The following is a 25,871-nucleotide window of genomic DNA, read 5'->3' as shown; positions in this document are numbered from 1 at the left end:
CGTCAGTGCTCGTACAGGCGCTTGAAGTTAGCGAGCGATGCCGCGATGTCGCCCTTGAGGGCCCGCGCGACCGTCGCGCCGATGGGACCGAACAGGGGCGCGCCGCCCAGGTCGGCGCGCAAGGAGATCGTGGAGCCGCTCCCCTTGGGCGCGATCGCCACGGTGAGCTTGTACTTGGTGCCGGCCACGCCCTTGCCGTCGAGCACCAGCGTGCGGGGCGGATCGTACGAGGTGATGGTCCAGTCGACTCGATTGCGGAAGTTCTTCACCTTCACCACGCACGCGATCTTCGCGCCCTTCGCCAGCTCCGGCAGGGGGCCGCGCCAGCCGTCGTGCAGGGTCACCCACTGCGGCAGCGTCTCCAGGTCCGCAGCCTTCGCCCAGGCCTCGTCCGGGGGGAGCGCCACCTCAACGGTGCTTTCAACCTTCGCCACGTCATCCTCCTTCGCGTGTTGCTGCTGTCGAACTTAGCCTGTGGCGCGGCGCCCGCTCGGGCGAGCGTAGATTTCACGCGTGACCGCCACCACGGCCTCGGTTTTCCTCGCCCTCATCGCCGCCTTCCTCTTCGCGTGCGGTTCCGCCGCCCAGCAGGCGGAGGCGGCCACCGTGGACGAGGGCGACGCGCTCATCGCCGAGTTGATCCGCCGGCCGCGTTGGTGGCTCGGCCTGCTCGGCGACTTGGGCGGGTACGCCTTCCAGGCGTGGGCGCTGGCCCTCGGCCCCGTCCTCGTGGTGCAGCCGCTGATCGTCGCGGCCCTGCTGTTCGCGCTCCCCGTCTCGGCGCTGCTCAACGACACCAGGGTCACCGCCCGCGAGTGGACCTACGCGGCAGTGCTGGCCGCCGCGCTCGCGGTGTTCCTCCTCGCGGGGCGGCCCACCGACGGCGTCACCGACGCCCCCGGCACCACGTGGCTTCCCGCGCTCATCGTCGTGGGAGCGGTCGCGGCGATCGCGACGGGCGCCGGCCTGGTGCGGGCGCTCCCGGGTCCGGTGCGGGCCCTGTCGTTCGGCGTGGCCTCGGGCGTACTGTTCGGGGTCGCGACGGTGCTGACGAAGCCGGTGCTCACGTCCTACGAGCACACGGATTTCGTCGCGAACACGCTCCGGCTGCTCACCGACTGGCGGCTACTCGTCCTCGTGCTGAGCGGGCTCGGCGCGATGTACCTGCAACAGCGGGCCTTCCAGCCGGCCCCGATCTCCGCCTCCCTGCCGGCGATCACGCTCGCCGAGCCGCTGTGTGCGGCGGCGCTCGGCGCCGTCGTCCTCGGCGAGACCGTCACGACGAGCGGCTGGCACGGCGTCGCGGTGCTCGCGTCGGTCCTCGTCGGCGCCGCCGCCGCGGCCCGCCTCGCCGCGCGGTGACGGCGCACCGTCGGGCGGAATGACGGATCTCGCGCCGGCCGCGGGCGCGCGCATCGCCTAGACGGAGACGCGACGCCGCCGGAACGGCACCGGATCGCCGACGAGTGCGCCGAGCTCCGTGCGCAGCTCGGCGGGCAGAGGGGTCGGGCGGCCGGCACCGTCGACCACGACCATGGAGGTCTCGGCGATGGCCGCCACGGCGCCGTCGTCGTCGATGACCTCGTAACCCAAGTCGAAACCCGAGCGGCCGATCCGCGTGACGCTCAGGACGATCCGCACCGGCTCCGGCGAGTAGAGCAGCGGCGTCAGATAATCGATCTCCTGATGCGCGACGAACATCGTGACCTTCGCGTCGCCGGACTGCGAGAGGTGGCCCGTCAGGAACCGGATGCGGGCCTCCTCCAGCAACCGCATCACCGCGACGTTGTTGATGTGCTGGAGCGCGTCCATGTCGGACCACCGCAGCGGGACCGTCACCTCGTGAGTTGCCATGGGGATAGTCTCGACCATCGGAAGCCGTCCACCGTCACCGGGAGTCGTCATGCGCGCCGTCCGTGTCCTCGCCGCTGCCGTCCTCGCGGCGAGCCTCTCCGGCTGCTCGACATCGACCACACCCGAGAGCGCGTCGTCGGCGGCCGGGACGGGCACCGTGATCGTCTACGCCGCGGCGAGCCTGCAGGCGGCGTTCGACAAGCTCGGCGCGCAGTTCGGCGAACGCAACCCCGGCACCACGGTGAAGTTCTCCTTCGGCGGATCCTCCGGCCTGCTCACCCAGCTCACGCAGGGCGCGCCGGCGGATGTCTTCGCGTCCGCCGATACGCCCACGATGGACAAGGCCAGGGCGGCGTCCCTGGTCACCGGTCCACAGCCCTTCGCCACCAACGTGCTCACCATCGCCACCGCGCCGGGCAACCCGAAGGGCATCGCCGCGCTCGCCGACCTGGCGAAGCCCGGCATGTCCGTGGTCGTGTGCGCGCAGCCCGTGCCGTGCGGCACCGCGACCGCGAAGGTCACGAGGGCGGCCGGAGTGACCCTCGCGCCGGTGAGCGAGGAGGATTCCGTCTCCAGCGTCCTTGCCAAGGTCCGGCACGGGCAGGCCGACGCGGGCCTGGTCTACCGCACCGACGTCAAGGGCGCGAACGGCGCCGTCGGGTCCGTCGATTTCGCGCAGGCCGACGGTGCGGTCAACGTCTACCCCATCGCGCCGCTCGCCGCCGCGAAGAACGCCGTCGGCGCGCAGCGGTTCGTCGAGTTCGTCCGCGGCCCCCAGGGTCGGGCGGCGCTCGCGGACGCCGGATTCGGGGCACCGAACTGACCCCGCCGGCCCGCGCCACCCCCATCACCGGGTACCCGCGCTGGATCGTCGTCCCGGCCGCACTCGGGGCCGCCTTCGTGCTGGTCCCGCTGGTCGCGATCGTGGCGAAGGTCGATTGGCCGCGGTTCGGCGAGCTGGTCACCTCCCCGGACTCGCGCACGGCGCTGACGCTCTCACTGCAGACCTCCCTCGCCGCCACCGCGGTGTGCATCGTGCTCGGCGTGCCGCTGGGGGTGGTCCTGGCGCGCAGCCGCTCCCGGTTCGTCGGAGTGCTGCGGCCGCTGGTGCTGCTGCCGCTGGTGCTGCCGCCCGTGGTCGGCGGCATCGCGCTGCTCTACGCCTTCGGGCGACGCGGTCTGGTGGGCCAGTACGGCGGCATCGGCGGGCACATCGCCTTCACGACGGTGGCCGTGGTGCTCGCGCAGGCCTTCGTCGCGCTGCCCTTCCTCGTACTGGCGGTGGAGGGCGCGCTGCGCACGCTGGGAACGGATTTCGAGCACACGGCGGCGACCCTCGGCGCGCCCCCGTCGGTCGTGCTGCGGCGCGTCACGCTGCCGCTGGTGCTGCCGTCAATCGCCTCGGGCGTGGTGCTGACCTTCGCGCGGGCGCTCGGCGAGTTCGGCGCGACGCTCACGTTCGCGGGGTCCCTCGCCGGGACCACGCGCACCCTGCCGTTGGAGATCTACCTGCGCAACGAGACCGATCCGCAGGCGGCGGTGGCGCTCTCGCTGGTGCTCCTGGCGGCGGCCGCGGTCATCGTCTCCGGGGTGTACGGGGTCCGCGCGTGGCGCCGATGACGGAGGTTCCGGGCTTGGAGGTCGACGTCGCCGTCGCGGATCGGGGCGTCGAGGCGGCCTTCGCGGTCCCCGCGGGCCGCACGCTGGCCCTGCTCGGCCCCAACGGCGCGGGCAAGTCGACCGTCGCGGGCACCGTTGCCGGCCTGGTGCGGCCCGGCGCCGGACGCGTCACCGTCGGCGGCCGGACGGTCTTCGACGGGGGCACGTGGATCCCGGCGCACCGCCGCCGGGTCGCGCTGCTGGGCCAGACGGCGCGGCTCTTCCCCCACCTGCGGGTGCGCGCGAACGTGGCCTTCGCTCCCCGCAGCGCGGGCGCGGACCGTCGGGCCGCGGCGGCCGCGGCCGACCGCTGGCTCGAGGCCGTGGGGGCGGATCACCTCGCCGGCCGGCGGCCGAACGAGCTCAGCGGCGGCCAGACGCAGCGCGTCGCGCTGGCCCGGGCCCTGGCCGCGGAGCCCGAGGTGCTGCTGCTCGACGAGCCGCTGTCGGCGCTGGACGTCTCGGCGCGGGCCGAGGTGCGCGGACTGTTGCGGGCGCTGCTGCGGGATCGGACGTGCCTCCTGATCACGCACGACGCGGCCGATGTGGTGGCCCTCGCAGACGAGGCCGCGGTCCTCGAGGGTGGGCGGGTGGTCGATCGCCGCCCCGCCGCCGAGCTCCTGCTCTCCCCCGCGACGCCGTTCGCCGCCCGGCTGGCAGGGATGAACCTGCTGCCGGACGGCGACGGGGTGTGGGTCTTCCCGCCGGACGCGGTGCGCGTCGACGGGACCGACGGTGACGGGCGGCCCGCCACCGTGGTCGAGGTGACGGTGGCGGGCGGACGCTGCCGCGTGACCGCCACCGTCGAGGACGGGACCGCGTTGGTCGCGGAGCTGCCGGCGGAGCGCTACCGGGATCTGCACCCCGGCGACGTCGTGCGGCTTCGCCCCGACCCGGCGCGGGCGCGGCGGGCGGCTACTGCTCGCCCGGCTCCGGATCGGCCGTAGCCGTGCTCTCGGCATCGGGGTTCGCGGCCGGCGGCGTGCGGTCCACGCCGGCCAGCAGCAGGTAGACCTGCTTGATCGCGTCGCCGAGGATGGTGTCGACCGCGGCGGTCTGCTCCGCGTTGCCGGTACGGGCCACCCGGCGGGTGACTTCGTGCAGCTCGCGCAGCGTTTCGCGGAGGTGGCCCCGCTCGGCCGAGCCGCCGTCGAACCCGGCGAAGGGATCCGGCGCGTCGGCGAGGTCGGTCTCGACGTACTCGCGGCCCGCGGCGGTGAGCGTGGCGACCTTGCGGCCGTTCTCCCGCTCGATGGTGATCAGCCCCTCGTCCTCGAGCTGGCTGAGCGTGGGGTAGATGGCGCCGGGGCTGGGCTTCCAGGCCCCGGCCGTGCGCTCCTCGATCGAGGAGACGATCTGGTAGCCGTGCATGGGTTCGGCCGCCAGGAGCGTGAGAACCGCGATCCGGACGTCGCCGCGCTGGACGCCGCGGCGTCCGCGGCCGCGATGGCCGCCGCGCCCGTGGCCGCCGTGGCCACCGGGACCTCCGGGGCCGAACGGGCCGGGGCCGCCGGGGCCGAAGCCGGGCCCGCCGGGGAAGCCTCCCTGGCGGAACCGGCCGTCGAACCGGCCCTCGAACCGGTCGTCGCAGGAGCGGGCCCAACGGCCCTCGAATCGCTGATCGTCGTGAGTGTGCCTACGCATGGTGGCACTCCTTTCGGTAAGGGGCCGCACCGTTCGCGACCCGATGCGTTCACGATATATCGTGATGCATTCTTAGGCAACCCCCCCTGGGAACGACGCAGCCCCCGTCCGGAGTCCGGACGGGGGCTGCACGAGCGACGATGTGCTGGTCAGGCCTTCTCGGCCGCGATGCGCGCGACAACGGCCTGCGCGAACTTCTCCGCACCGCCGCCGAGCCGCTCGAGGTGCAGATCGGGCTGAACGACCTGGACCTCGAGGATCACAGGCTCGCCCCCGGGGGTGCGCACGAGGTCGACCCGCACGTACAGGGGCGGGTTCGCGGGATCGATCGGCTTGAGCGCGGCGTCCGCGAGGGCGCGCTCGGCGTCCGTGGGCTCCGCGTCGACGACCGCCTCCACCGGACGGCCCTCGACGGGCTCCGCGTTGACCTCGGCGGCCAGGTCGCGGCCGAAGGCGTGGCTGTACTCGCCGCCGATGTAGACCAGCGAGACGCCGCCGGCCTCGACCGAGTACGGGAAGACCATGACGCTACTGCCCGACGCCTTGATCTCGTCGAGCTTGGCGCGGCTCGCGTCGTCGTCGCCAGGACCGAAGCGGAAGGACTGCGCGAGGCCTCCGCTGATCGACGGGCGCACCACATGGTCGGTGCCGAGGTAGTCGTGGTCCAGCGTGGCGTCGTGCACCGTGATGAACTGCGTCGGCACGATCGGGATACCCTCGGACCCGTAGTCGCGCAGGTAGCGCTTGTCCGCGTACCAGCGCACCAGAGGCTCCGGGTTGAGCACGAGCGTCTGCGCGGCGGCGCGCCAGGCCCACCCGAGGAAATCGTCGTAGCGCTGCGCGTAGTCCCAGGCGCCGGCGATCACGACCGCGTCGAACTGCTCCCAGTCGACGGCGGAATCGGACCACACGACGGACTCGGCCTCGTGACCGGCGGCACGGAGGGCGGCGAGGATCTCCTGGCCGCGGTCGTCACTGTCCGGTTGCGCCGCGGAGGTGGCAAGAGCGATTCGGTACGTCACGCCGGACAGTATGGCAGCCGACGGCGCACGGACGTCGCGACACCCGCGCCAACTGCGCCGGGACCCGCGACCGAACGGTTACGCTGGGCGCCGTGCGGGGAGATTTGCGGGTCCACATCGAGACGGCTCGCCTTCACCTCGCCCCTGCCGCCGACACCGCCGCCGAGGCCGATGGGCGCTTCCACATCGTCGACCGGCACAGTCGCCGCACGCTGGGCAGGATCGCGCTGCGCGCGTCCCGGCACAGTCGCGCACGGGGACTCGAGCTGAGCTACGCGGTCGCGGACGCGCACCGTCGACGGGGCTTCTGCGCCGAGGCCGCCCACGCGCTGGTGGGCCACGCCCTCGAGCGCGGCCTCACGGGGCGGATCTACGCCTCCACCGCGTGGTCGAACCTCGCGTCGCGGCGGGTGCTGGCGGGCCTGGGCATGCAGCAGTTGGACATCGCCATGCTCGACTGGGAGTCACTGCAGGGCGAGGTGGACCTCGACGCCGAAGGCGACGCCGACCTCACGCCGTACGCGCGGGTGGAGTACGAGCTGCATCGCGCGGACTGGCTGGCTCGGCCGGCCGCGGACCGTCGGCCGTTCCGCGCTGCTCGCCCCGCTTGACCGCGATCACGCCGGCGACGATCGCCACGGCGCCGGCGATCTGCACCGGGGTGAGAGCTTCGCCCAGCATGAGCCAGGCCACGGCACCCGAGGCGACCACCTCGGAGAAGGCGAGGAACGACGCCAGTGTGGGGCCCACCATGTTGATGGCGAGAATCCCCGCGAGGTACGCCAGGCCCGTGGCGACCGCACCGATCACCAGCGCGGGCACCCACCACGGCGTCACGCCGAGGGCGCCGAGTACGACGGGGGCGGTCGAGACGCGGACGGGCGTGAGCCCGGCGAGCGACGTCAGCGACAGCACCACGGCGCCCACCAGCAGGCCCCCGACGGCGAGCGCGAGCTGGTCGACGGCGGGCTTGGCGCCCTCATCGCCCGCGACGTCGAGGTCGTCGACCCGGGTCCCGTCCTCGGCGAGCAGGAAGTACGCGGCGAGGCCGACCAACGAGACGAAAGCCCAGGCCAGGCCGGTCGGGGTGACGACGGCGCTGCCGGAGGCCGCGCCCACGACCGCGACCAGTCCCGCAACGGCCAGCGCCGCGCCGAGCATCGTGCGCAGCGTGGGGCGCCGCCCGAACCGGACCCACAGGTACACCAGCACCAGCAGCGGCGCGGAGAACTCGATGAGCAGCGCGACGGTGACCGACATGTGTGCGATGGCGTTGAAGTACGCCAGCTGCACGCCGAGCACGGCGAGCAACCCGTACGCGAGCACGGTGAACGGTGCGTGCCGCAGCGTCGCCAGGCGAGCCCGCCCGACGAGGAGCATCGGGATCAGCGTGACGATCGCCGCGATCCAGATGCGCACCAGCACCACACCCGCCGGGCTCCACCCGGCCTCGAGCAGGGGCTTGCCGAAGGGCCCGGACATCGCGAAAGCGAAACCCGACAGTAGTGCGATTGCGATGCCCCGACCCATGTGTCACCTCCGTGTATGCGCGATTCGTAAGGAGTCAAGTGAAGTACACTCATGACGGTAGCGGCCAGCGCCGTAAGGAGTCAAATGAAATTCGCGCATGACACCGAGCCGTCCCTGCTCATGGCGGCCGACCTGGTGAACACCGACCACGGCGACGAGGAGCGCCTGGGAACCCTCGAGGCGCTCCAGGAGTACCTGCGGCGGCACGAATTCACGGGATGGAGCAGCGCCGCAGCGGGCGACCTCGCACCCATTCACGACTTGCGCGCCGAGCTGGCACGGGTCTTCGCCGCCGCACACCCCGACGCCGTGGCCGGGATCGTCAACGAGATGCTCGCGGCCACGCCGCAGCAGCCCCGGCTGACCCGGCACGGCAGCTGGGACTGGCACCTGCACTTCATCGACGACGACGCGCCGATCCCCGTGCGCGTCCGGGTGGAGTGCGCGATGGCCCTCGTCGACCTGGTGCGCAGCGGCAACGTCGACCGGCTGAAGACCTGCGCGGCCGACGATTGTGACCGAGTTCTCGTGGACCTGTCGAAGAACCGTTCGCGTCGCTTCTGCACCGAGGGGAACTGCGGCAATCGGACGCACGTCGCCGCCTATCGGGAGCGTCGCGCGACGAGTTCCGGTGTGCGGCGCGACGGGAGCTGAGCAGGCGACTACGGTAGGACTGCACACCCACGCCGGGGATACCGGCTTCGACGCCAACCCAGGAGCGACGAGAGTAATGAGCCAGGCAGCGCACCGCCACAAGGTGGTCGTCATCGGATCGGGATTCGGCGGCCTGTTCGGCACGCGCGCCCTCAAGCGCGCGGACGTCGACGTGACGATGATCGCGAAGACGACCCATCACCTGTTCCAGCCGCTGCTGTACCAAGTCGCGACCGGCATCCTCTCCGAGGGCGAGATCGCCCCCGCCACCCGCATGATCCTGCGCAAGCAGCGCAACGCGGAGGTGCTGCTGGGCGAGGTCACCGACATCGACCTGGAGAACCGCACGGTCACCAGCCACCTGCTCGAGCGCGTCACGGTCACCCCGTTCGACAGCCTCATCGTGGCCGCGGGCGCCGATCAGTCGTACTTCGGCAACGACCAGTTCGCCGAGTTCGCCCCCGGCATGAAGACCATCGACGACGCCCTCGAGCTGCGCGGGCGCATCCTCGGGGCGTTCGAGCAGGCCGAGCTCTCGGACGACCACGACGAGCGCATGCGGCTACTCACGTTCGTGGTGATCGGCGCCGGCCCCACGGGCGTCGAACTCGCCGGGCAGATCGCCGAGATGTCGGACAACACGCTCAAGGGCGCGTTCCGCAACATCGACCCCACCGAGGCCCGCGTCATCCTCCTCGACGCCGCCCCCGCCGTGCTCCCCCCGATGGGCGAGAAGCTGGGCACCATGGCCGCGAAGCGGCTGGAGAAGATGGGCGTCGAGATCCAGCTCAACGCCATGGTCGTCGACGTCGATGCCGACGGCCTCGTGGTGAAGGAGAAGGACGGCACCGAGCGGCGCATCGAGGCGCAGTGCAAGGTGTGGTCCGCCGGCGTCGCCGCCAGCAAGCTGGGCAAGGTCCTCGCCGAGCAGTCGGGCGCCGAGACCGACCGCGCCGGCCGCGTCCGCGTCCTGCCCGACCTCACCATCCCGGGCAACCCCAACGTCTTCATCGTCGGCGACATGATGCTGGTCGACGGCGTCCCGGGCATGGCGCAGGGCGCCATCCAGGGCGCCACCTACGCGGCCAAGGCGATCAAGGCGGGACTCGAGGGCCAGTCCCCCGCAGAGCGCAAGCCCTTCAAGTACTTCGACAAGGGCTCGATGGCCACGGTCTCGCGCGCCAGCGCGGTGGCCAAGGTCGGCAAGCTCGAGTTCGGCGGCTTCCTCGCCTGGCTCGGCTGGCTCGCGCTGCACCTCTGGTACATCGTGGGCTACCAGAACCGCGTCATCACGCTGACCTCGTGGGCGATCACCTTCCTCACCAACAAGCGCGGCCAGATGACGATCACCGAGCAGCAGGTTTACGCGCGCACCGCGCTCGACGCCCTGCAGACCGGGGCGAAGCCGGCGATCCCGCCGGTGCACACCAGCTCGCCGACCAAGGCGCTGCCGAAGTCCGCGCCGACGTCGGGCGTGCAGGCGCAGGCCCCGGCCGCACCGTCGACCGCGGCGGACAAGGCCGAGAAGGCGGGCTGAGCCCCGCCCGGCACGACGCCGGTACGAACGCACGCGAGCGCGCCACCCGTTGCGGGTGGCGCGCTCGTCGCGTTCCGGAGGCGCCGCTCAGGCGTCGATGTTCTGCAGCCGCACCTGGCCGCGCGCGACGGCCTTGCCGTCCTCGGAGTCGATCTCCACCAGCCACAGCTGCTGCCGGCGGCCGCGGTGGATCGGCGTCGACCGGATCGACAGGACGCCGCTAGAGAGCGCACGCAGGAAGTCGGTGTTGTTGTTCACGCCGACCACGTGCCCGGCACCGCCGAGCCACACCACACCCGAGACGCTGGCCACCGACTCGACGATCGCGCAGTACACGCCGCCGTGGGTGATACCGAAGGGCTGATGGAGCTCGGGGCGCAGGGTGAGGCTCGCCTCCACGCCGTCGGCCGTGACGGCCGTGTACTCGAGGCCGAGGATCGAGTCGAAACCTGCCGTGCCGCCGGCGAGGATCTGGTCGATGGCCTGCTGCTGTCCGGGTGTCGGTTGCGTCATGGAACCACCCTAGAGCCGGGCGTCGCCGAAGATCCGGGACGGGTCCGGGAAGACCCCGATGCGTGGCGGGAGCGCCGCGGGCACTGTGGAGTCATGACCGAGAACTCGCCCTTCACCCAGACCCCCTACACCCCGGCCCCGCCGAAGCGCTTCGCCCGCGACGTCCAGAACAAGTGGTTCGGCGGCGTCTGCGCCGGCATCGCCCGCTATTTCGGCATCGACGCGACGCTCGTCCGCGTGCTCTTCGTGGTTTCCTGCCTGCTGCCCGGCCCGCAGTTCCTGCTGTACCTGCTGCTCTGGCTCGTGATGCCCAAGGGCTGATCCGCGACACGGAGGCCGCGCAGAAGTAGTCGGCGGGTCCGGGGGCTCAGCCATCCCCCGGACCCGCCGTGGCACAGACCGGCGGATCACTGCAGCCCTCAGTTCGCGTCACGGTCCGATGTGGTTCGGTGTCGCTCGCGGCGACGGGACTCACTCTAGGACAGGCTCCCCTAAGTTAGCAAGCCCTCATCGACGTGGCGTGGATTACGACAGGCCGTCGTAGCGGCGTGGACCATTCCGAGTAGAATCTGAACAATGGCGGCATTGGGAGATCTCGAACGCGCGGTCATGGACCACCTGTGGGCGTCCACCGAACCGCAGACCGTGCGGCAGGTGCACGAGTCGCTCGCCGCTGACCGCGAGCTCGCGTACACCACGGTGATGACCGTGCTGCAGCGCCTCGCGAAGAAGAACCTGGTGAGCCAGCTCCGCACGGATCGTGCTCATCGCTACGCCGCGAGCTTCGGCCGCGAGGAACTCGTCGCCGACCTGATGTTCGACGCGCTGAGCCAGGCCGAGAGCTCGCGTGAGGCCGCGCTGGTGCACTTCGTCGAGCGCGTCGGCGCCGACGAGGCGCAGGCCCTGCGCCGTGCGCTCGCCAAGCTCGAAGCCGGCGAGGGCGCGCGTCGCGTCGAGCCCTGATCAACCAGTAGGCTCAACCCATGGCGGCCTTCATCTTCGGAGCGCTGGCCCTGCTGCTCGCGGGGCCGGTGCCCGCCTGGCTCTCCCGCGCCGAGTGGCCTCTGCGCACCCCCCGGTCCGCCCTCGTCCTGTGGCAGGCGATCGCCCTCGCCGCCGTACTCTCCGCCTTCAGCGCGGGCCTCGCCATCGCCAGCCGCCTGCTGGTCCCCGGCGCCGACGGGCGGCCCACGACCAATCCGCTCGACGAGATCCGCCAACTCGGCCTCGTTCCGTGGATCGTCGCGGTGGTCGCCTTCGCCCTGACCCTCCTGGTCGGCGCACGACTGATCACCTCCACCGTGCGGCTCGCGATCCGCACCCGCCGGCGCCGCGCCCGGCACCGCACCGTCGTCGACATCCTGTCCCAGGCGGTCGACGGTGACCACCCCGTCTCCGCCGCCGACCTGCGCGTGCTCGGCGTCGACCAGCCTCTGGCCTACTGCCTGCCCGGCCTGCGGCACCGCGTCGTGCTCAGCGTCGGCACCCTCAATCAGCTCAGCCACGAGGAGCTGACCGCCGTTCTCGCGCACGAGCGAGCCCACCTGCGCTCACGACACGATCTGGTGCTCGAGGCCTTCACCGCCGTCCACCACGCCTTCCCCAAGCTGGTCCGCTCGTCGGCCGCACTCGACTCGGTGAAGCTCCTGGTCGAGCTCCTCGCCGACGACGAGGCCGTCGCCGCCGCCGGGCCGGTCCCCCTCGCCAACGCCCTGGTCACCTGCGCGCAGAGCCCCGCGCCGCACGGCGCCCTCGCCGTGGGCGGGACCGGCACCGTCGTCCGCGTGGAGCGGCTGTCGATGCCCCCGGCCAGCACCCTGTTCAGCGCGTCGGTCTACCTGCTCGCGGGCCTGATCCTGGTGGTGCCCACGGTCGCGGTCGCGGTGCCCTGGCTCACCGAACTCTCCCGACTCCTGCTGCATTGATCCGGCGCCGGTACGCTGAGCTCCTCAGGGGAGAGTGAGGAGACCACCATGACCGATCCGCAGCAGCCGTACGGCCGTCAGTACGGCCAGCAATACGACCCGTACACCCAGCAGGGATACGATCCGCAGCCGTACGGATCGCAGGACCCGTACGCCCAGCAACCGTACGGCGCGATCGCGCCCTACCAGGGAGTCGCGCAGGGCGCCTACGGCCAGTCGGGGTACCCGCAGCCGGGCTATCCGCAGGCCGGATACCCGCAGTTCGGGTACGGGCCGGCCGGAGGGTACGGCGTGGATCCGGCGACGGGTCTCCCGCTGTCGGACAAGTCGAAGGTCGTGGCGGGGCTCCTTCAGCTCTTCCTCGGGGGCCTCGGCGCCGGCCGGTTCTACCTGGGCTACGGCGTGATCGGCGGCCTCCAATTGGGCCTCAACCTCGTCGGCTGGTTCTTCTTCTTCCTGGGATTCATCACCCTCGGCATCGGCATGCTCATCGCGATGCTGTTCTTCCTGGCGGGAGGCATCTGGGCGCTGATCGACGCGATCATGATGCTCACCGGCAGCGTCCGTGACGCACAGGGACGCGTCCTCCGGTCGTAGTCGTCGGGGGCCGTCACCGCGGGTGGGTAACATGACCCCACGTGCAGTTCCTTCCTGACAGCCGCCCGCAGTACGACCTGACGTACGACGACGTCTTCCTCGTCCCGAACCGGTCGGACGTGACCTCCCGGTTCGACGTGGATCTGTCGTCGGTCGACGGGACCGGCACCACCATCCCCGTCGTCGTCGCCAACATGACGGCCGTCGCCGGCCGCCGCATGGCGGAGACGGTCGCGCGCCGCGGCGGTATCGTCGTGCTCCCGCAGGACCTCCCGCTGGGGGCTGCGGCCGAGACCATCTCCTACGTCAAGAGCCGCGACCTCGTCGCCGACACCCCGGTCACGCTCGGCGCCGAGCACTCGGTGAGCGACGCCGTGGCGTTGCTCCCCAAGCGCGCCCACGGGGCCGTCGTGGTCCTCGACGCGGAGAGTCGCCCGGTCGGCCTCGTGACCGCCGCTGCGTGCGAGGGCGTCGACCGGTTCGCGCGGCTGCGCGACGTCATGGCCACGTCGTTCGTGTGCGCCGCCGCCGGCACCGCGCCCGAGGTCGTCTTCGACCTGCTGGACAAGGACCATTCCGGGCTCGCGGTCCTCGTCGACGGCGACGACCGGCTGCACGGCGTGCTCACCCGCACCGCCACCGTCCGCGCCGGCATCTACACCCCCGCGGTCGACGGGGCCGGCAAGCTCCGCATCGCCGCCGCGGTCGGCATCAACGGCGACGTGGCCGCGAAGGCCCGCGCCCTTGCCGAGGCGGGCGCCGACGTCCTGGTCGTGGACACCGCGCACGGCCACCAGACCAAGATGTTCGATGCCCTCGAGGCCGTCGCATCCCTCGACCTGGGCCTGCCCCTCGCGGCGGGCAACGTCGTGGCCGCGAGCGGAGCCCGCGACCTGGTCAACGCCGGTGCCACCATCGTCAAGGTCGGCGTGGGCCCCGGCGCGATGTGCACCACCCGCATGATGACCGGCGTCGGCCGGCCGCAGTTCAGCGCCGTGCTCGACTGCGCCGCGGCCGCCCGCGAGCTGGGCGCCCACGTCTGGGCCGACGGCGGTGTGCGGCACCCGCGCGACGTCGCGCTGGCCCTGGCCGCCGGCGCGTCCAACGTGATGGTCGGCTCCTGGTTCGCCGGCACGTACGAGTCGCCCGGCGACATGAAGTACGCCACCGACGGCTCCGCCTACAAGGAGAGCTTCGGCATGGCCTCCAAACGGGCCGTCGCGGCCCGCACCGCCGGCGAGGGCGCCTTCGACCGCGCCCGCAAGTCGCTGTTCGAGGAGGGAATCTCCAGTTCACGCATCCGCGTCGACCCGGAGGCGCCGAGTGTCGAGGACCTGCTGGACCGGATCACCTCCGGCGTGCGCAGCTCCTTCACCTACGCAGGCGCCCGATCGGTGCCCGAGTTCCACGCGAAGGCCACCGTCGGCGTGCAGAGTGCGGCGGGATTCGCCGAGGGCCGGCCGCTCCCCGGCGGTTGGTGAGAACTTCGACGGATCGTCGGTACGATGCAGTAACTCGACCGACGAACCTCTGGAAGGCAATGAAGTCCCGAAGCCCCGGCGAAGGTCGCCGACGACGAGCGCGGACCGCACCGACCACCTCGCAGGGGCGGGCCGATGGCTAGTGCGCTGATCACCGTCGGCGCCATCGTCGGTTTCCTCGCGCTCACCGCCGGCACCGCGCTGTTCGTGGCCGCGGAGTTCTCGCTGACCGCGCTCGAGAAGTCGACGATCGACGCGGACGTGCGCGACCGCGGCGACCGCCGCTCCAAGCAGGTGCAGAACGCGCACCGCACCCTCTCCTTCCAGCTCTCCGGCGCGCAGCTGGGCATCACGATCACCACCCTGGTCACCGGCTACCTGGCGGAGCCGGTGCTCTCGAAGTTCCTGCGACCCGCGCTGGAGTGGACGGGGATGCCGGAGGTCTGGTCGGCTGCGCTCACCCTGATCCTGGCCCTGGTCATCGCGACCTCGCTGTCGATGGTCATGGGTGAGCTGGCGCCGAAGAACCTTGCGATCGCGCGGCCGTTGCAGACCGCGCGGCTCACCGCGGGCGCGCAATCGCTGTTCTCCTCGACCTTCCGATTCGCGATCTCCTTCCTCAACCGCACTGCGAACGCGATGGTCCGCCGCCTGGGCATCGAGCCCGCAGAGGAACTGAGCTCGGCCCGCTCGACCCAGGAACTCAGTGCGCTCGTGCGCAACTCGGCCGCACACGGCGCCATCGACGAGACGACCGCCGAGCTCGTGGGCCGCAGCCTCGAGTTCGGCGAGCTCACCGCCGAGGAGCTGATGACGCCGCGGCAGCGGATCCGCTCGCTCGACGCGGACGACACCGTGGCCGACCTGGTGGCGCTGTCGATCGAATCCGGGCACTCCCGGTTCCCCGTGGTCCGCGGCGACCTCGACGACACGATCGGGCTGGTGCACGTGAAGCAGGCGCTGACCGTGCCCGCGGACCGTCGCGCGACGGTGACGGTGGCGGAGATCGCCACGACGGCCCCCGTCGTGCCCACGACACTGGACGGCGACGCCCTGATGGAGCAGTTGCGCGCCAACGGCCTGCAGATCGCCCTCGTGGTCGACGAGTACGGCGGCTCCGCCGGGATCGTCACCGTCGAGGACCTGATCGAAGAGATCGTGGGCGACGTGCGCGACGAGCACGACGCGAACGAGCCGGTCGACGTGCAGCGCACGGACGACGGCTTCCTGTGCTCCGGCCTGCTCCGCGTGGACGAGCTGGAGCGCGACACCGGCTACCGCGCCCCCGAAGGCGAATACGACACGCTCGGCGGCCTGGTGATGTTCCTTCTGGGCCGCATCCCTGCGGTCGGTGACCGCGTCCCGCTCCCCCACCACCAGTCGGTCGACGACGAGGTCGCGGCCCCGCGGTGGTCGGCGCGGGTGGCCCGGATGGACGGCCGGCGCGTGGACCTGGTGGAGGTGACCCATGAATGACCTCCTGGGCGTGGCCCTGACCGTGCTGCTGCTCGCCGCGAACGCCTTCTTCGTCGCCGCGGAGTTCGCCCTCATCGCGGCCCGCCGCGACCGGCTCGAGGCGCTCGTGGAGCAGGGCCGGTCGAGCGCGAAGGCCGTCATCAAGGCCTCGGAGAACCTCTCCCTCATGCTGGCCGGCTGCCAGCTGGGCATCACGATCTGCTCGATCCTGCTCGGCAAGGTCGGCGAGCCGGCCATCGCGCACCTGCTGGAAGTACCGCTGAACTGGGCGAACGTGCCCGATTCGCTGCTGCACCCCATCTCCTTCACCGTCTCGCTCGGCCTCGTCGTGGTGCTGCACATCCTGCTCGGCGAGATGGTGCCGAAGAACATCGCGCTCGCCGGCCCCGAGGCCGCGGCCATGCTGCTGGTCCCCCCGCTCGTGGCCTTCGTCCGCCTGGCGCGGCCCCTCATCGCGGTCTACAACTGGCTCGCGATGCTGGTCCTGCGCGCGGTCGGGGTGGAGCCGCGCGACGAGCTGGAGGGCACCGTCTCCGCCGGCGAGCTGAGCGTGCTCATCGCCGAATCGCACGACGAGGGTCTGATCGACGCCGAGGAGCGGATGCGCCTGACCCGCGCGCTGCAGAACTCGCGCCGCACCGTCGCCGATGTCGCGATCCCGCTCACCCGGATCCGCGGGCTCCAGGCGGTACAGGACGGGAACGGCGTCTGGGGCCCGACCCTCGGCGAGATCGAGTCCGCCGTCGCCGAGACCGGCTACTCGCGCTATCCGGTGCGCGGCAGCGCCGGGGCGTTCACCGGCTATCTGCACGTCAAGGACGTGTTGCCGGACATCATGGACCCCGCCGTGGGCCCCGAGTCGGTCATCGGCGCCACCCGCATCCGGCCGCTCCCCGTGGTCGATGGAAGCCTGTCCCTGGATCAGGCCGCCGGCGACCTCCGACGCCTCGGCGGACACCTCGCGGCCGTCGCCGACGACCACGGACGGACCATCGGGATCGTGGCGCTCGAGGACGTGGTCGAGGAGTTCGTCGGCACCGTGCGCGACGGAACGCATCGCGTGTGAGCGGTACCGGTCTTCGCACCCTGACCGACGGGCAGTGGGAGCCGCTCGCGGCCGCGCACCGGGATCGGCTCAGCCCCTTCGTCGCCGCACACCGGCAGCGCGCGGCGCGCGGCGAGAAGCACCCTGTCTGGGACTTCCTGTTCACCTATTACGGGCACCGCCCCGCGCACCTACTGCGCTGGCATCCCGGGCTCGGCACCCAGCTCGTCGGGCCGCGGGCGGCGGAAGAATTCGGCGGGGTCCGGGGCTACGCCGTCGCGGGGACGCACGTGACCCAGGATCCGGCCGTTCTCGCCAAGCGCGCCGGCACCGCGCAATACGTCGCGCGGCTCCTTCGGGCCACCGCCGCGCGCCGGCCGGTGTTCGGCTGCTTCGGCCTGCACGAGTGGGCCATGGTCTACCGCGAGGCCGATCAGGCCCGTCACCCGGTGCCGCTGCGCCTGGGCCCGACGGGCACCGACGAAGTCGTCCGCGCGGGACAACTGACGTGCACGCACTACGACGCCTACCGCTTCTTCACCCCGGATGCGGTCCCCCGCAATGCCACCGAGCTCACCCGCGAGACCCAGGTCGGGTCGGAGCAGCCCGGCTGCCTGCACGCCGGGATGGACCTCTACAAATGGGCGTTCAAGTTGACCCCGGGCGCACCGTCGGACCTGGTGGCGGACGCCTTCGACCTGGCCCGCGACGCCCGCGAGCTGGACATGCGGGCGAGCCCCTACGATCTCGCCGAGCACGGTTTCGCGCCCATCCCGATCGAGACCGCCGACGGTCGCCGCGAGTACGTCCGGCAGCAGGCGGCGCTCGCCGAGCGCGCCGCGCCGATCCGCGAACGACTCCTCGCGGTGGTCCGATCCTGGCCCGACGAGCGCCCCGGAGAGCCCCCCGCATCGTCCGGCTAGCGTCCCCTGCGAAGGACGCTGGGCGAGCGCCCGGGCGACGACGGGGCCCGGCGGACTCCCCCGAAGTCCGCCGGGCCCTCGTACTCCCGCCCGCGCGCCTGCCGATCAGCCGGCGGGCTTGGTGATCTTCACGTCCTTGCCGAAGTCGGTGAGGTTCAGCGTGATGGGCAGTTCCTTCAGCTTGACCTCCATCCGCGTCACGTTCGGCTTGGGCTGCGGGTTCGCCGACGGGTCGAAGACGATCCACAGCGTGATGGGCAGCGACGTGCCGGCGTTGCCGCGGGTGGCGATGTCGGTGATCTGCGGCAGGAGCGGGTCCAGAACCTGCGTGGCGACGGTGCCGGTGACCTTGACGGTCTTGAGCCCGTTGGCGGTGTCCTTGCCGTCGACCTTCGGGTTCTGCACCGAGTCGAGGATCTTCGCGAGGCCCTTCTCCAGGTCCAGGATGATCGCCGGATCGTAGACGCCCTTCTCGCCCGTCTTGCCCATCGGCTGGTACTTGGCTCCGCCCAGGTTGGCGTACATGACCCCGTCGATCACGACGAACTTCGTCTGGACGTAGTTGTCCTGCACCCGGACGTTGGCGTCGCCCTGTGCGGCAACGCGCTTGGTGTCCTTGAAGGAGATGATGTCGCCCGTGACGCTGGTGACGGGCAGACCCTGGATCCCCTTGTCGACGGCGAGCGTCAGGTGCTCCGAGTAGGTCTCCCGAGTGGCCAGGGCCGCGTCCTTCACGATCTGGACGGTGGGCAGTCCACTCGCGTCGACCGAGGGCGCGGCCGTCGGTGAGCCGGACGCGCCGCCCGCAGCGGCGGCCGTCGCGGTCGTCGTGCCGCTGTCGTCGGACTTCTTATCAGCGCAGCCGGTCAGCACCAGCGCGCCGGCGGCGAGCAGCGCTACGGCCGCCCGCGATGCCTTGACATTCATGGGTTCCCCCCTGTGAATCAGTCCGGGCGGAATCGCCCGGAGCCGAATGAAAGGGCGGAAGCCCCGCCCTTCACGATGAAGTATGCATGAATTCCGGAGGCGGTCGACCCCCTCTTCCGCGCCGTTTCGGAACAAAACGGACAACTGGAGGTAGCGGCAAGTGCATCTTCAGTGATCCATTAGCGTCATCGGGGACGGTCTACCCAACGGCCGATTCGGAAGCGTTCAGGAGGAACGAGAAGTGTCGATCAATTCCACCCCGCCACGGGCGCCGTCCGGGCGCGGCGCGGCCGATCCCGGCCCCCGCGACCTTGAGCGCGGCACCGACCCGGGGCGCGGGGGCGGCGCAGGTCAGGACGATGCTTCCAGTCCCGCCGAGAGTGATCCCGGCCGCCGCCCCGCGGGCCCCCGCGGCCGCGATTTCGAGACCGAGAGCGGCGACCCCGGGCCGCGCGATCTGGGGCGCGAACCCGGTCCCGGCGGGGGACCACAGTTGTCGAATGTTTGGATTTACAAAGGCCGCGCCTACGATCTCTCGGAATGGATCAACAAGCATCCGGGCGGGGAATTCTTCATCGGTCGGTCCAAGAATCGTGACATCACGTCGATCATCGGCTCGTATCACGCGAATCCCGAGAAGATCGAGAAGATGCTGGAACGGTTCGCGCTCGACCGTGACGCCCGCGTCGAGGACGTGCACCCGAAGAACAATGCCCCCGCGTTCCTCTTCAAGGACGGCTTCGACAGTTGGCGCGACACCCCGCGCTACCGATTCGACGATCCGAAGGACCTACTGCACGCCGTGAAGGCAAGACTGCGCGATCCCGCGATGAGGGCGCGCATCCAGCGGATGGACCGCTGGTTCAACGTCGCCGCCGCGGCGCTGGCCGTCGCCTACGTCGTGGTCATCGCGACCCGGCTCAGCGTGCCGTCGTGGATGCCGATCTGGCTGTTCGTGCTACTCATGGTGATCCTGCGCAGCTCGCTCGCGGGTTTCGGCCACTACGCGATCCACCGCGCGCAGAAGGGCGCGACGAAGGTGCTGGTGAACGCCTTCGACATCAACTACGTCGCCCTGTCCTTCGTGACGGCCGACGGCCACGCGCTACTGCATCACCCGCACACGCAGAGCGAGGTGGATATCAAGAAGAACGTCTTCACCATGATGATGGACATCCCACGCTGGTACCGGATCCCGATCCATACCCTGCACAAGTTCGGGCATACCGCGACGGGCATGACGATGCGGCTGTTCGAGATCGTCAAACTCACCCGCCAGGTGGGGGTGGCCGACATGTACGGGTCGCTCCGCGGCGCGCTCCCCCACTTCGTCGGGGCCTTCGCCATGCGCGCGCTGCTCATCGGCGAGTTCTTCCTGTTCCTGTTCCTCGGCGACGTCTGGGCATGGGTCGCGCAGTTCGTGGCCGTGCTGTGGGTGAGCACGTTCCTCGTGGTGGCGAGCCACGACTTCGAGACCGACGTCGACGAACTCCCCGAGATCGAGACCGAGGACTGGGCGGTGAACCAGCTCAACCAGGCCTACGACCTGCGGATCTCGGGCAATCGGTACGTCGACTGCTTCCTCTCGGCCGGCCTGTCCAGCCACCGCGTGCACCACGTCCTGCCCTACCAGCGCAGCGGCTTCGCCAACATCGCCACCGAGGAGCTGATGGCCGAGGAGGCCGCGAAGTTCGGCGTGGAATGGCTGCCGCGCCGCAGCTTCTTCTTCGACCGCCTGCCGGACCAGGTCCGCACCTTCCTCGGCAGCAAGGCGCGGCCCGCGCAGGAGCAGGGCCACGGCTTCTTCCGCGAGCACTTCTCGCCCGAGGCGCTCAAGACCTCGGGCTCGTACGTCGTCGCCGGTTTCACCGGCATCGGCACGGTGTAAGGAGATCACCATGAACACCACGGAGCAGCAGACCGTTCTGCCCCGGCAGGCCTGGCTCGGCGCGCCGCCGGCGCCGCCGACCTCGGTCGCGGTGATCGAGGCGCTCGCGACGGGGTCGCCCGCGCAGGTCCACGGCCAGGCCGAGTCCGCCGACCGGGTGGCAGCGCGGTTCGGCGACCCGGCGCAGGCCGAGCGGATCCGGCGCGTCTACGCCAAGACGAGGGTCGCCGAGCGGCACCTCGCGATCGACCCGCTCACCCCGGAGTTCGCGGAGTTCAGCACCCGCCCGGACACCGTCCGCGAGCGCATGGACCTGTTCTACGAGTACGCCGCGCCGCTGGCGATCGAGACCGCCCGCCGCGCGCTCGGCGATCTCGAGCCCGCCGACGTCGGCCAGCTGGTCTTCGTCACCAGTACCGGCTTCCTCGCGCCCGGCGTCGACGTCGCGGTGATCCGCGCCCTCGGCCTGGCGCCGCAGACCAGCCGCGTGGTCATCAACTTCATGGGCTGCGCCGCGGCGATGAACGCGCTGCGCGTCTCCTCCGATTACGTGCGCGCCCACCCGGACCGCAAGTCGCTGCTGATCTGCCTGGAACTGAGCTCGGTGAACGCCGTCCTCTCGGGCGAGCCGAACGACGTAGTGATCTCCAGCCTGTTCGCCGACGGCTGCGGCGCCGCCCTCATCGGCGCCAGCGAGGTCGGGCACCCGCTGGCGGCCGGCCGCATCGTCGTGCGCGACACCTTCACCCACCTGCTCGACGGCGCCGAGGACGGGATCGTGCTGGGCGTCAACGCCAACGGCATCACGTGCGAGCTGGCCCAGTCCCTGCCGCAGTACATCGTGAACGGCGTCGCGCCCGTGGTCGACGAGGTGCTGCGCCGCAACGGGCTCGGCCGCGAGGCCATCGCGCACTGGGCGATCCACCCCGGCGGCCCGAGGATCATCGAGTCCGCCGCCGCGGCGCTGGGCCTGCCCGACGAGGCCTCCCGGACGAGCTGGGGGGTGCTGGCCGAGCACGGCAACATGCTCAGCGTCTCTCTGCTGTTCGTCCTCGAGCGGCTCCTGTCCCAGGTCCACGACGGTGCCGGCGGCCAGTCCGACGGGTCGCCGCAGACCGGCATGGCCTTCTCCTTCGCGCCCGGCGTGACCGTCGAGGGCTTCCTCTTCGACGTCGTGACCGGCGGCGAGTGAGCGCGCCGTGAAGCTCTTCAGGTTCCTGCTGTCGATCTCGCCGGCGGCGATCGCCGCGGCGGTGGTCGCGGGCCTCATCGCCGGTGCCGCGAACGCCTACCTGCTCACCCTCATCAACGGCCTGGTCGCGCCGGGCCCCATGCCGACGGTCACCGTCACCCGGTTCGTGCTGACCGCCGTCGTCGTGGTCGTGGCGGGCGTGACCTCGCAGCTGATCCTGCTGCACCTCGCGCAGGCGGCCGTCTACCGGCTGCGGGCGCGGCTGTCGCAGCGGGTGCTGGCGGCGCCGCTCGAGCACATCGAGCGGCTCGGCGATCACCGGCTGCTGGCGACGCTCACCGAGGACGTCCGCTCCCTGTCGATGGCGGTCTCGGGCATCCCGGGGCTGTGCATCGACCTGGCGACGATCATCGGCGCACTGGCCTACCTCGCGACGGTCTCGGGCCCGCTGTTCGCGGTCTCCGTGGCCGGCACCCTCATCGGCATCGCCTGCGTGGAGACGGTGCTGCGGCGGGTGCGGGAGACTTACCGCCGGGCCCGCGAGCTCGACGACGCGCTCATCGGCTCGTTCCAGGAGGTCACGCAGGGCGTCAAGGAGCTCAAACTGCACCGCGCGCGCCGCGGCGACTTCCTCGACCGCAAGCTCCTCGGCACCGCCGAGGACCTGCGCCGCAAGCACGTCGCCGCGGGGAGCCGGTTCGCCGGCGGGCAGGCGCTGGGGCAGGTGCTGCAGCTGGGCACGATGGTGCTCATCCTGTTCGTCCTCGCCCGGGCGATGGAGCTGCCACGGGAGACGATGATCGGCTACGTGCTGGTCACGACCTTCCTGTCGATGCCCATGCAGAGCCTCCTGCACCGCATCCCCGACCTGCTGCGCGGCGACGTCGCGCTCGCGAAGATCCGGGGCCTCGACCTCTCCCTGGAGACCCCGCGCGACGAGTCGGTGCTGCCCTACGACGGGCGGCCCGTGGGCGACGGCACCATCGAACTGCGGGGCGTCGGCTACGAGTACCTCCCCGAGCCTCCGCCCGGGGCGCAGGGGCCCGGCCATCCGCCGCCCGGCGGCCCCGGCGGCCACAGGGGCCCCGGCGGCCCGCCGCCGCACCCTCCCCAGGGACCCCCGCCGGGCGCCCCGCACGGCTTCCGCCTCGGCCCCGTCGACCTCACGCTGCGCCCCGGCGAGGTGACCTTCGTGGTCGGCGGCAACGGCAGCGGCAAGTCGACGCTGGCCAAGCTCATCTGCGGGCTGTACGCGCCGCGGATCGGCGAGATCCGCGCCGGCGGCGAGCCGATCGGCCCGCAGAACACGGAGTGGTTCCGGCAGCACACCACCGCGGTGTTCTCCGACTTCCACCTGTTCGACGACTACCTCGGTCTCGCCGCGGACGACCTGGACGACCGGGTGCGCGGACTGCTGCACGAACTGGAGCTGGCGCACGCCGTCAGCGTTCAGGATGGGAAACTCTCGACCCTCGCGCTGTCGACGGGGCAGCGCAAGCGGCTCGCGCTGCTCACGGCGCTCCTGGAGGACCGCCCCGTCTACCTGTTCGACGAGTGGGCCGCCGACCAGGACCCGCGATTCCGCGCCGTCTTCTACGACCGGATCATCCCGGACCTGCGGACACGGGGGAAGACAGTCGTGGTGATCACCCATGACGACAGGTACTTCGACCGTGCCGACCAGCTGGTGAAACTGGACTTCGGCCAGGTGGTCCCGGCGTCGGCGGCGATCGCGCGCGGAGTAACCTGATGGTCGTACTGCTTCTCGACGAAGGGTTGACACAGCCATGGCCGATACCGCCCGCACGTCCGTCGCCGGCCTCGATGTCGCGACGGTCCTCTACGATTTCATCAACGACGAGGCGCTTCCGGGCACGGGTGTGGATCAGGACGCCTTCTGGGCGGGCGCGGCGCAGCTGATCGGCGATCTGGCCCCGAAGAACCGCACGCTCCTCGCCACGCGCGACGAGCTGCAGGCGAAGATCGACGAGTACCACGCCGCCGCTCCCGGCGAGATCACCGACTTCCCGGCGTACAAGCAGTTCCTCACCGACATCGGCTACCTGGTGCCGGTACCCGAGGACCGCGAGATCACCACGGCGAACGTGGACACCGAGATCACCTCCACCGCCGGCCCGCAGCTGGTCGTCCCGATCCTCAACGCCCGCTTCGCGATCAACGCCGCTAACGCCCGCTGGGGCTCGCTGTACGACGCCCTCTACGGCACCGACGCCATCTCGGAGGCCGACGGCGCCGAGAAGGCGCCCGGCGGCAAGCCCGGCTACAACAAGGTCCGCGGCGACAAGGTGATCGCCTTCGCCAAGGACTTCCTCGACCAGGCCGTCCCGCTCGAGTCCGGCTCGCACGTCGACGTCGTCGAGTACCGCATCAACGGCGCCGAGCTCCTCGCCACCGTCAAGGGGGCGTCCGGCTCCAGCGAGGACGCCTCGGTCGGCCTAGCCGATCCCTCGGCCTTCGTCGGCTACACCGGTGAGCGCACCGCGCCGACCGGCCTCCTGCTGCGCCACAACGGCCTCCACCTGGAGATCCAGATCGACGCCGCGTCGCCGATCGGCTCGACCGACCGTGCCGGCGTCAAGGACGTGCTCGTGGAGTCCGCGGTCACCACGATCATGGACTTCGAGGACTCGGTCGCGGCCGTCGACGCCGACGACAAGGTCCTGGGCTACCGGAACTGGCTGGGACTGAACAAGGGCGACCTCGCCGAAGAGGTCAGCAAGGGTGGCAAGACCTTCACCCGCACCCTGAACCCGGACCGCGTCTACACCGCGACCGACGGCTCGGAGCTGGTGCTCCACGGCCGCTCGCTGCTGTTCGTCCGCAACGTGGGCCACCTCATGACCACCGACGCGATCCTGCTGGACGGCGAGGAGATCGGCGAGGGCATCCTCGACGGCATCGTCACCTCGCTCATCGCCATCCACGGCCTCTCGGGCGAGATCCGCAACTCCCGCACCGGCTCGGTGTACATCGTGAAGCCGAAGATGCACGGCCCCGAGGAGGTGGCCTTCGCCGCGGAGATCTTCGCCCGCGTCGAGCAGCTGCTGGGCCTGCCCGCTCTCACGCTCAAGATGGGGATCATGGACGAGGAGCGCCGCACGTCGGTGAACCTCAAGGCGGCGATCGCGGCCGCGAACGACCGCGTGGTGTTCATCAACACCGGCTTCCTGGACCGCACGGGCGACGAGATCCACACCTCGATGGTGGCGGGGCCGATCGTCCGGAAGGGCCAGCTCAAGGGCCAGACCTGGTACCCCGCGTACGAGGACAGCAACGTCGACATCGGCCTGCACGCGGGCCTGCAGCACAAGGCCCAGGTCGGCAAGGGCATGTGGGCCATGCCCGACCTCATGGCCGCGATGCTCGAGCAGAAGATCGCCCAGCCCAAGGCCGGCGCGACCACCGCGTGGGTGCCCTCGCCCACCGCCGCGACGCTGCACGCCCTGCACTACCACCTGGTGGACGTCTTCGAGGTGCAGAACGAGATCGCCAAGCGCGATCCCGCGTCGGTCGACGACATCCTCACCATCCCGCTCGCGAAGAACGCGAACTGGTCGGAGGAGGAGAAGCGCGAAGAGCTGGACGAGAGCGCGCAGTCGATCCTCGGCTACGTGGTCCGCTGGATCGACGCCGGCGTCGGCTGCTCCAAGGTCCCGGACATCCACGACGTCGCCCTCATGGAGGACCGCGCGACGCTGCGCATCTCGTCGCAGTTGCTCGCGAACTGGCTGCGCCACGGCGTCGTCACCGAGGCGGAGGTCATCGACGCGCTCAAGCGCATGGCGCCGGTCGTCGACCAGCAGAACGCCGGTGACCCGGACTACCGCCCGCTGGCGCCGGATTTCGACACCAACATCGCGTTCCAGGCCGCGAAGGACCTGATCCTGCTCGGCGGCACGCAGCCGAACGGGTACACCGAGCCGATCCTGCACGCGCGCCGTCGCGAGTACAAGGCCGCGAACAGCTGAGCGGCGCAGCCGAGA

General features: G+C 71.2%; 26 protein-coding genes. 19 read left to right on the top strand and 7 right to left on the bottom strand.

Annotated elements, in window-relative coordinates; genetic code table 11:
- Positions 1 to 2: 2 nt before the first annotated feature.
- Positions 3 to 434 (bottom strand): type II toxin-antitoxin system Rv0910 family toxin, encoded by a 432-nt coding sequence (locus FK529_RS15955; protein WP_146562980.1) that lies wholly within the window; start codon positions 432 to 434, stop codon positions 3 to 5.
- Positions 435 to 513: 79 nt separating this feature from the next.
- On the opposite strand from FK529_RS15955, the gene FK529_RS15950 reads away from it, so the two are divergent.
- Positions 514 to 1,362, top strand: coding sequence for a DMT family transporter (locus FK529_RS15950; RefSeq protein WP_231703131.1), 849 nt, complete (start codon positions 514 to 516; stop codon positions 1,360 to 1,362).
- 57 nt (positions 1,363 to 1,419) lie between these two features.
- Here the strand turns inward: FK529_RS15950 and FK529_RS15945 are convergent, their stop codons facing one another.
- Positions 1,420 to 1,854 carry an acyl-CoA thioesterase gene (locus FK529_RS15945; protein WP_146562976.1) on the bottom strand — a complete coding sequence of 145 codons (435 nt, stop codon included), beginning with the start codon at positions 1,852 to 1,854 and terminating at the stop codon, positions 1,420 to 1,422.
- A gap of 49 nt (positions 1,855 to 1,903) precedes the next feature.
- Between FK529_RS15945 and modA the strand changes: the two genes are divergently transcribed.
- From modA to FK529_RS15930, 3 genes are read left to right on the top strand one after another with little or no spacing between them, the layout of a single operon-like run.
- On the top strand, positions 1,904 to 2,677 hold the full coding sequence (gene modA, locus FK529_RS15940; RefSeq protein ID WP_146562974.1) for a molybdate ABC transporter substrate-binding protein: 774 nt from the start codon (positions 1,904 to 1,906) through the stop codon (positions 2,675 to 2,677).
- Positions 2,678 to 2,700: 23 nt separating this feature from the next.
- Positions 2,701 to 3,474: an ABC transporter permease gene (locus tag FK529_RS15935; protein WP_146563051.1), complete on the top strand. Its 774-nt coding sequence runs from the start codon at positions 2,701 to 2,703 to the stop codon at positions 3,472 to 3,474.
- Positions 3,471 to 4,460, top strand: a complete 990-nt coding sequence (locus tag FK529_RS15930; RefSeq protein WP_146562972.1) for a sulfate/molybdate ABC transporter ATP-binding protein — start codon at positions 3,471 to 3,473, stop codon at positions 4,458 to 4,460. Before FK529_RS15935 ends, FK529_RS15930 begins: the two co-directional genes overlap by 4 nt.
- Here FK529_RS15930 and FK529_RS15925 read toward each other — a convergent pair.
- Both FK529_RS15925 and FK529_RS15920 read right to left on the bottom strand, forming a co-directional pair.
- The gene (locus FK529_RS15925; protein WP_146562970.1) at positions 4,429 to 5,157 is read right to left on the bottom strand and encodes a PadR family transcriptional regulator; all 729 of its coding nucleotides are present in this window, start codon (positions 5,155 to 5,157) and stop codon (positions 4,429 to 4,431) included. The genes FK529_RS15930 and FK529_RS15925 overlap by 32 nt on opposite strands.
- Before the next feature lie 149 nt (positions 5,158 to 5,306).
- Positions 5,307 to 6,179, bottom strand: coding sequence for an ATP-grasp domain-containing protein (locus tag FK529_RS15920; protein ID WP_146562968.1), 873 nt, complete (start codon positions 6,177 to 6,179; stop codon positions 5,307 to 5,309).
- 92 nt (positions 6,180 to 6,271) lie between these two features.
- On the opposite strand from FK529_RS15920, the gene FK529_RS15915 reads away from it, so the two are divergent.
- Entirely contained in the window at positions 6,272 to 6,790 is a 519-nt protein-coding gene (locus FK529_RS15915) for a GNAT family N-acetyltransferase (RefSeq protein ID WP_158635137.1), read from the top strand.
- Here FK529_RS15915 and FK529_RS15910 read toward each other — a convergent pair.
- A complete protein-coding gene (locus FK529_RS15910; RefSeq protein WP_146562964.1) occupies positions 6,690 to 7,709 on the bottom strand; it encodes a DMT family transporter in 1,020 nt (339 codons plus the stop codon). The two genes, FK529_RS15915 and FK529_RS15910, sit on opposite strands and share 101 nt — an antisense overlap.
- A gap of 84 nt (positions 7,710 to 7,793) precedes the next feature.
- Here FK529_RS15910 and FK529_RS15905 point away from each other — a divergent pair, with 84 nt between their 5' ends.
- Both FK529_RS15905 and FK529_RS15900 read left to right on the top strand, forming a co-directional pair.
- The gene (locus tag FK529_RS15905; RefSeq protein ID WP_146562962.1) at positions 7,794 to 8,363 is read left to right on the top strand and encodes a CGNR zinc finger domain-containing protein; all 570 of its coding nucleotides are present in this window, start codon (positions 7,794 to 7,796) and stop codon (positions 8,361 to 8,363) included.
- Positions 8,364 to 8,439: 76 nt separating this feature from the next.
- Positions 8,440 to 9,900 (top strand): NAD(P)/FAD-dependent oxidoreductase, encoded by a 1,461-nt coding sequence (locus tag FK529_RS15900; protein ID WP_146562960.1) that lies wholly within the window; start codon positions 8,440 to 8,442, stop codon positions 9,898 to 9,900.
- Between the two features lie 87 nt (positions 9,901 to 9,987).
- Here the strand turns inward: FK529_RS15900 and FK529_RS15895 are convergent, their stop codons facing one another.
- Positions 9,988 to 10,413: a PaaI family thioesterase gene (locus tag FK529_RS15895; protein WP_146562958.1), complete on the bottom strand. Its 426-nt coding sequence runs from the start codon at positions 10,411 to 10,413 to the stop codon at positions 9,988 to 9,990.
- 93 nt (positions 10,414 to 10,506) lie between these two features.
- On the opposite strand from FK529_RS15895, the gene FK529_RS15890 reads away from it, so the two are divergent.
- The 8 genes from FK529_RS15890 (at position 10,507) to FK529_RS15855 (ending at position 17,860) form a co-directional block, all read left to right on the top strand.
- On the top strand, positions 10,507 to 10,734 hold the full coding sequence (locus tag FK529_RS15890; protein WP_146562957.1) for a PspC domain-containing protein: 228 nt from the start codon (positions 10,507 to 10,509) through the stop codon (positions 10,732 to 10,734).
- A gap of 255 nt (positions 10,735 to 10,989) precedes the next feature.
- Entirely contained in the window at positions 10,990 to 11,376 is a 387-nt protein-coding gene (locus FK529_RS15885; RefSeq protein WP_146562955.1) for a BlaI/MecI/CopY family transcriptional regulator, read from the top strand.
- A gap of 20 nt (positions 11,377 to 11,396) precedes the next feature.
- Positions 11,397 to 12,338 (top strand): M56 family metallopeptidase, encoded by a 942-nt coding sequence (locus FK529_RS15880; protein ID WP_146562953.1) that lies wholly within the window; start codon positions 11,397 to 11,399, stop codon positions 12,336 to 12,338.
- A gap of 48 nt (positions 12,339 to 12,386) precedes the next feature.
- Entirely contained in the window at positions 12,387 to 12,935 is a 549-nt protein-coding gene (locus FK529_RS15875) for an NINE protein (protein ID WP_146562951.1), read from the top strand.
- Positions 12,936 to 12,976: 41 nt separating this feature from the next.
- Positions 12,977 to 14,416: a GMP reductase gene (guaB1, locus tag FK529_RS15870; protein WP_146562949.1), complete on the top strand. Its 1,440-nt coding sequence runs from the start codon at positions 12,977 to 12,979 to the stop codon at positions 14,414 to 14,416.
- A gap of 135 nt (positions 14,417 to 14,551) precedes the next feature.
- Positions 14,552 to 15,892, top strand: coding sequence for a hemolysin family protein (locus tag FK529_RS15865; protein WP_146562947.1), 1,341 nt, complete (start codon positions 14,552 to 14,554; stop codon positions 15,890 to 15,892).
- Positions 15,885 to 16,958, top strand: a complete 1,074-nt coding sequence (locus FK529_RS15860) for a hemolysin family protein (RefSeq protein ID WP_146562945.1) — start codon at positions 15,885 to 15,887, stop codon at positions 16,956 to 16,958. The genes FK529_RS15865 and FK529_RS15860 overlap by 8 nt, the downstream gene beginning before the upstream one ends.
- Complete coding sequence (locus FK529_RS15855) at positions 16,955 to 17,860, top strand: 3-methyladenine DNA glycosylase (protein ID WP_231703129.1); 906 nt, start codon at positions 16,955 to 16,957, stop codon at positions 17,858 to 17,860. Before FK529_RS15860 ends, FK529_RS15855 begins: the two co-directional genes overlap by 4 nt.
- A gap of 105 nt (positions 17,861 to 17,965) precedes the next feature.
- Here FK529_RS15855 and FK529_RS15850 read toward each other — a convergent pair whose 3' ends face one another.
- The gene (locus tag FK529_RS15850) at positions 17,966 to 18,787 is read right to left on the bottom strand and encodes an LppX_LprAFG lipoprotein (protein WP_146562943.1); all 822 of its coding nucleotides are present in this window, start codon (positions 18,785 to 18,787) and stop codon (positions 17,966 to 17,968) included.
- A gap of 457 nt (positions 18,788 to 19,244) precedes the next feature.
- Here FK529_RS15850 and FK529_RS15845 point away from each other — a divergent pair, with 457 nt between their 5' ends.
- From FK529_RS15845 to FK529_RS15830, 4 genes are read left to right on the top strand one after another with little or no spacing between them, the layout of a single operon-like run.
- Positions 19,245 to 20,675, top strand: coding sequence for a fatty acid desaturase (locus tag FK529_RS15845; protein WP_146563047.1), 1,431 nt, complete (start codon positions 19,245 to 19,247; stop codon positions 20,673 to 20,675).
- Positions 20,676 to 20,685: 10 nt separating this feature from the next.
- Complete coding sequence (locus FK529_RS15840; RefSeq protein ID WP_146562941.1) at positions 20,686 to 21,867, top strand: type III polyketide synthase; 1,182 nt, start codon at positions 20,686 to 20,688, stop codon at positions 21,865 to 21,867.
- 7 nt (positions 21,868 to 21,874) lie between these two features.
- Positions 21,875 to 23,617, top strand: coding sequence for an ATP-binding cassette domain-containing protein (locus tag FK529_RS15835; protein WP_146562939.1), 1,743 nt, complete (start codon positions 21,875 to 21,877; stop codon positions 23,615 to 23,617).
- A gap of 37 nt (positions 23,618 to 23,654) precedes the next feature.
- Complete coding sequence (locus FK529_RS15830; RefSeq protein WP_146562937.1) at positions 23,655 to 25,856, top strand: malate synthase G; 2,202 nt, start codon at positions 23,655 to 23,657, stop codon at positions 25,854 to 25,856.
- Positions 25,857 to 25,871: the final 15 nt, after the last annotated feature.

Origin of the sequence: Tsukamurella asaccharolytica (genome assembly GCF_007858435.1) — a bacterium.
Lineage (GTDB): Bacteria > Actinomycetota > Actinomycetes > Mycobacteriales > Mycobacteriaceae > Tsukamurella > Tsukamurella asaccharolytica.
The sequence above is the reverse complement of the archived record's forward strand: the minus strand, read 5'-3'. Positions and strand labels throughout refer to the sequence as shown.

Coding starts and splice junctions, on each gene's coding strand:
- FK529_RS15900 (WP_146562960.1), top strand. CDS start 8,440: ATGAGCCAGGCAGCGCACCGCCACAAGGTGGTCGTCATCGGATCGGGA.
- FK529_RS15850 (WP_146562943.1), bottom strand. CDS start 18,787: ATGAATGTCAAGGCATCGCGGGCGGCCGTAGCGCTGCTCGCCGCCGGC.
- FK529_RS15910 (WP_146562964.1), bottom strand. CDS start 7,709: ATGGGTCGGGGCATCGCAATCGCACTACTGTCGGGTTTCGCTTTCGCG.
- modA (WP_146562974.1), top strand. CDS start 1,904: ATGCGCGCCGTCCGTGTCCTCGCCGCTGCCGTCCTCGCGGCGAGCCTC.
- FK529_RS15945 (WP_146562976.1), bottom strand. CDS start 1,854: ATGGCAACTCACGAGGTGACGGTCCCGCTGCGGTGGTCCGACATGGAC.
- FK529_RS15885 (WP_146562955.1), top strand. CDS start 10,990: ATGGCGGCATTGGGAGATCTCGAACGCGCGGTCATGGACCACCTGTGG.
- FK529_RS15895 (WP_146562958.1), bottom strand. CDS start 10,413: ATGACGCAACCGACACCCGGACAGCAGCAGGCCATCGACCAGATCCTC.
- FK529_RS15930 (WP_146562972.1), top strand. CDS start 3,471: ATGACGGAGGTTCCGGGCTTGGAGGTCGACGTCGCCGTCGCGGATCGG.
- FK529_RS15830 (WP_146562937.1), top strand. CDS start 23,655: ATGGCCGATACCGCCCGCACGTCCGTCGCCGGCCTCGATGTCGCGACG.
- FK529_RS15865 (WP_146562947.1), top strand. CDS start 14,552: ATGGCTAGTGCGCTGATCACCGTCGGCGCCATCGTCGGTTTCCTCGCG.
- FK529_RS15860 (WP_146562945.1), top strand. CDS start 15,885: ATGAATGACCTCCTGGGCGTGGCCCTGACCGTGCTGCTGCTCGCCGCG.
- FK529_RS15880 (WP_146562953.1), top strand. CDS start 11,397: ATGGCGGCCTTCATCTTCGGAGCGCTGGCCCTGCTGCTCGCGGGGCCG.
- FK529_RS15875 (WP_146562951.1), top strand. CDS start 12,387: ATGACCGATCCGCAGCAGCCGTACGGCCGTCAGTACGGCCAGCAATAC.
- FK529_RS15890 (WP_146562957.1), top strand. CDS start 10,507: ATGACCGAGAACTCGCCCTTCACCCAGACCCCCTACACCCCGGCCCCG.
- FK529_RS15905 (WP_146562962.1), top strand. CDS start 7,794: ATGAAATTCGCGCATGACACCGAGCCGTCCCTGCTCATGGCGGCCGAC.
- FK529_RS15925 (WP_146562970.1), bottom strand. CDS start 5,157: ATGCGTAGGCACACTCACGACGATCAGCGATTCGAGGGCCGTTGGGCC.
- FK529_RS15840 (WP_146562941.1), top strand. CDS start 20,686: ATGAACACCACGGAGCAGCAGACCGTTCTGCCCCGGCAGGCCTGGCTC.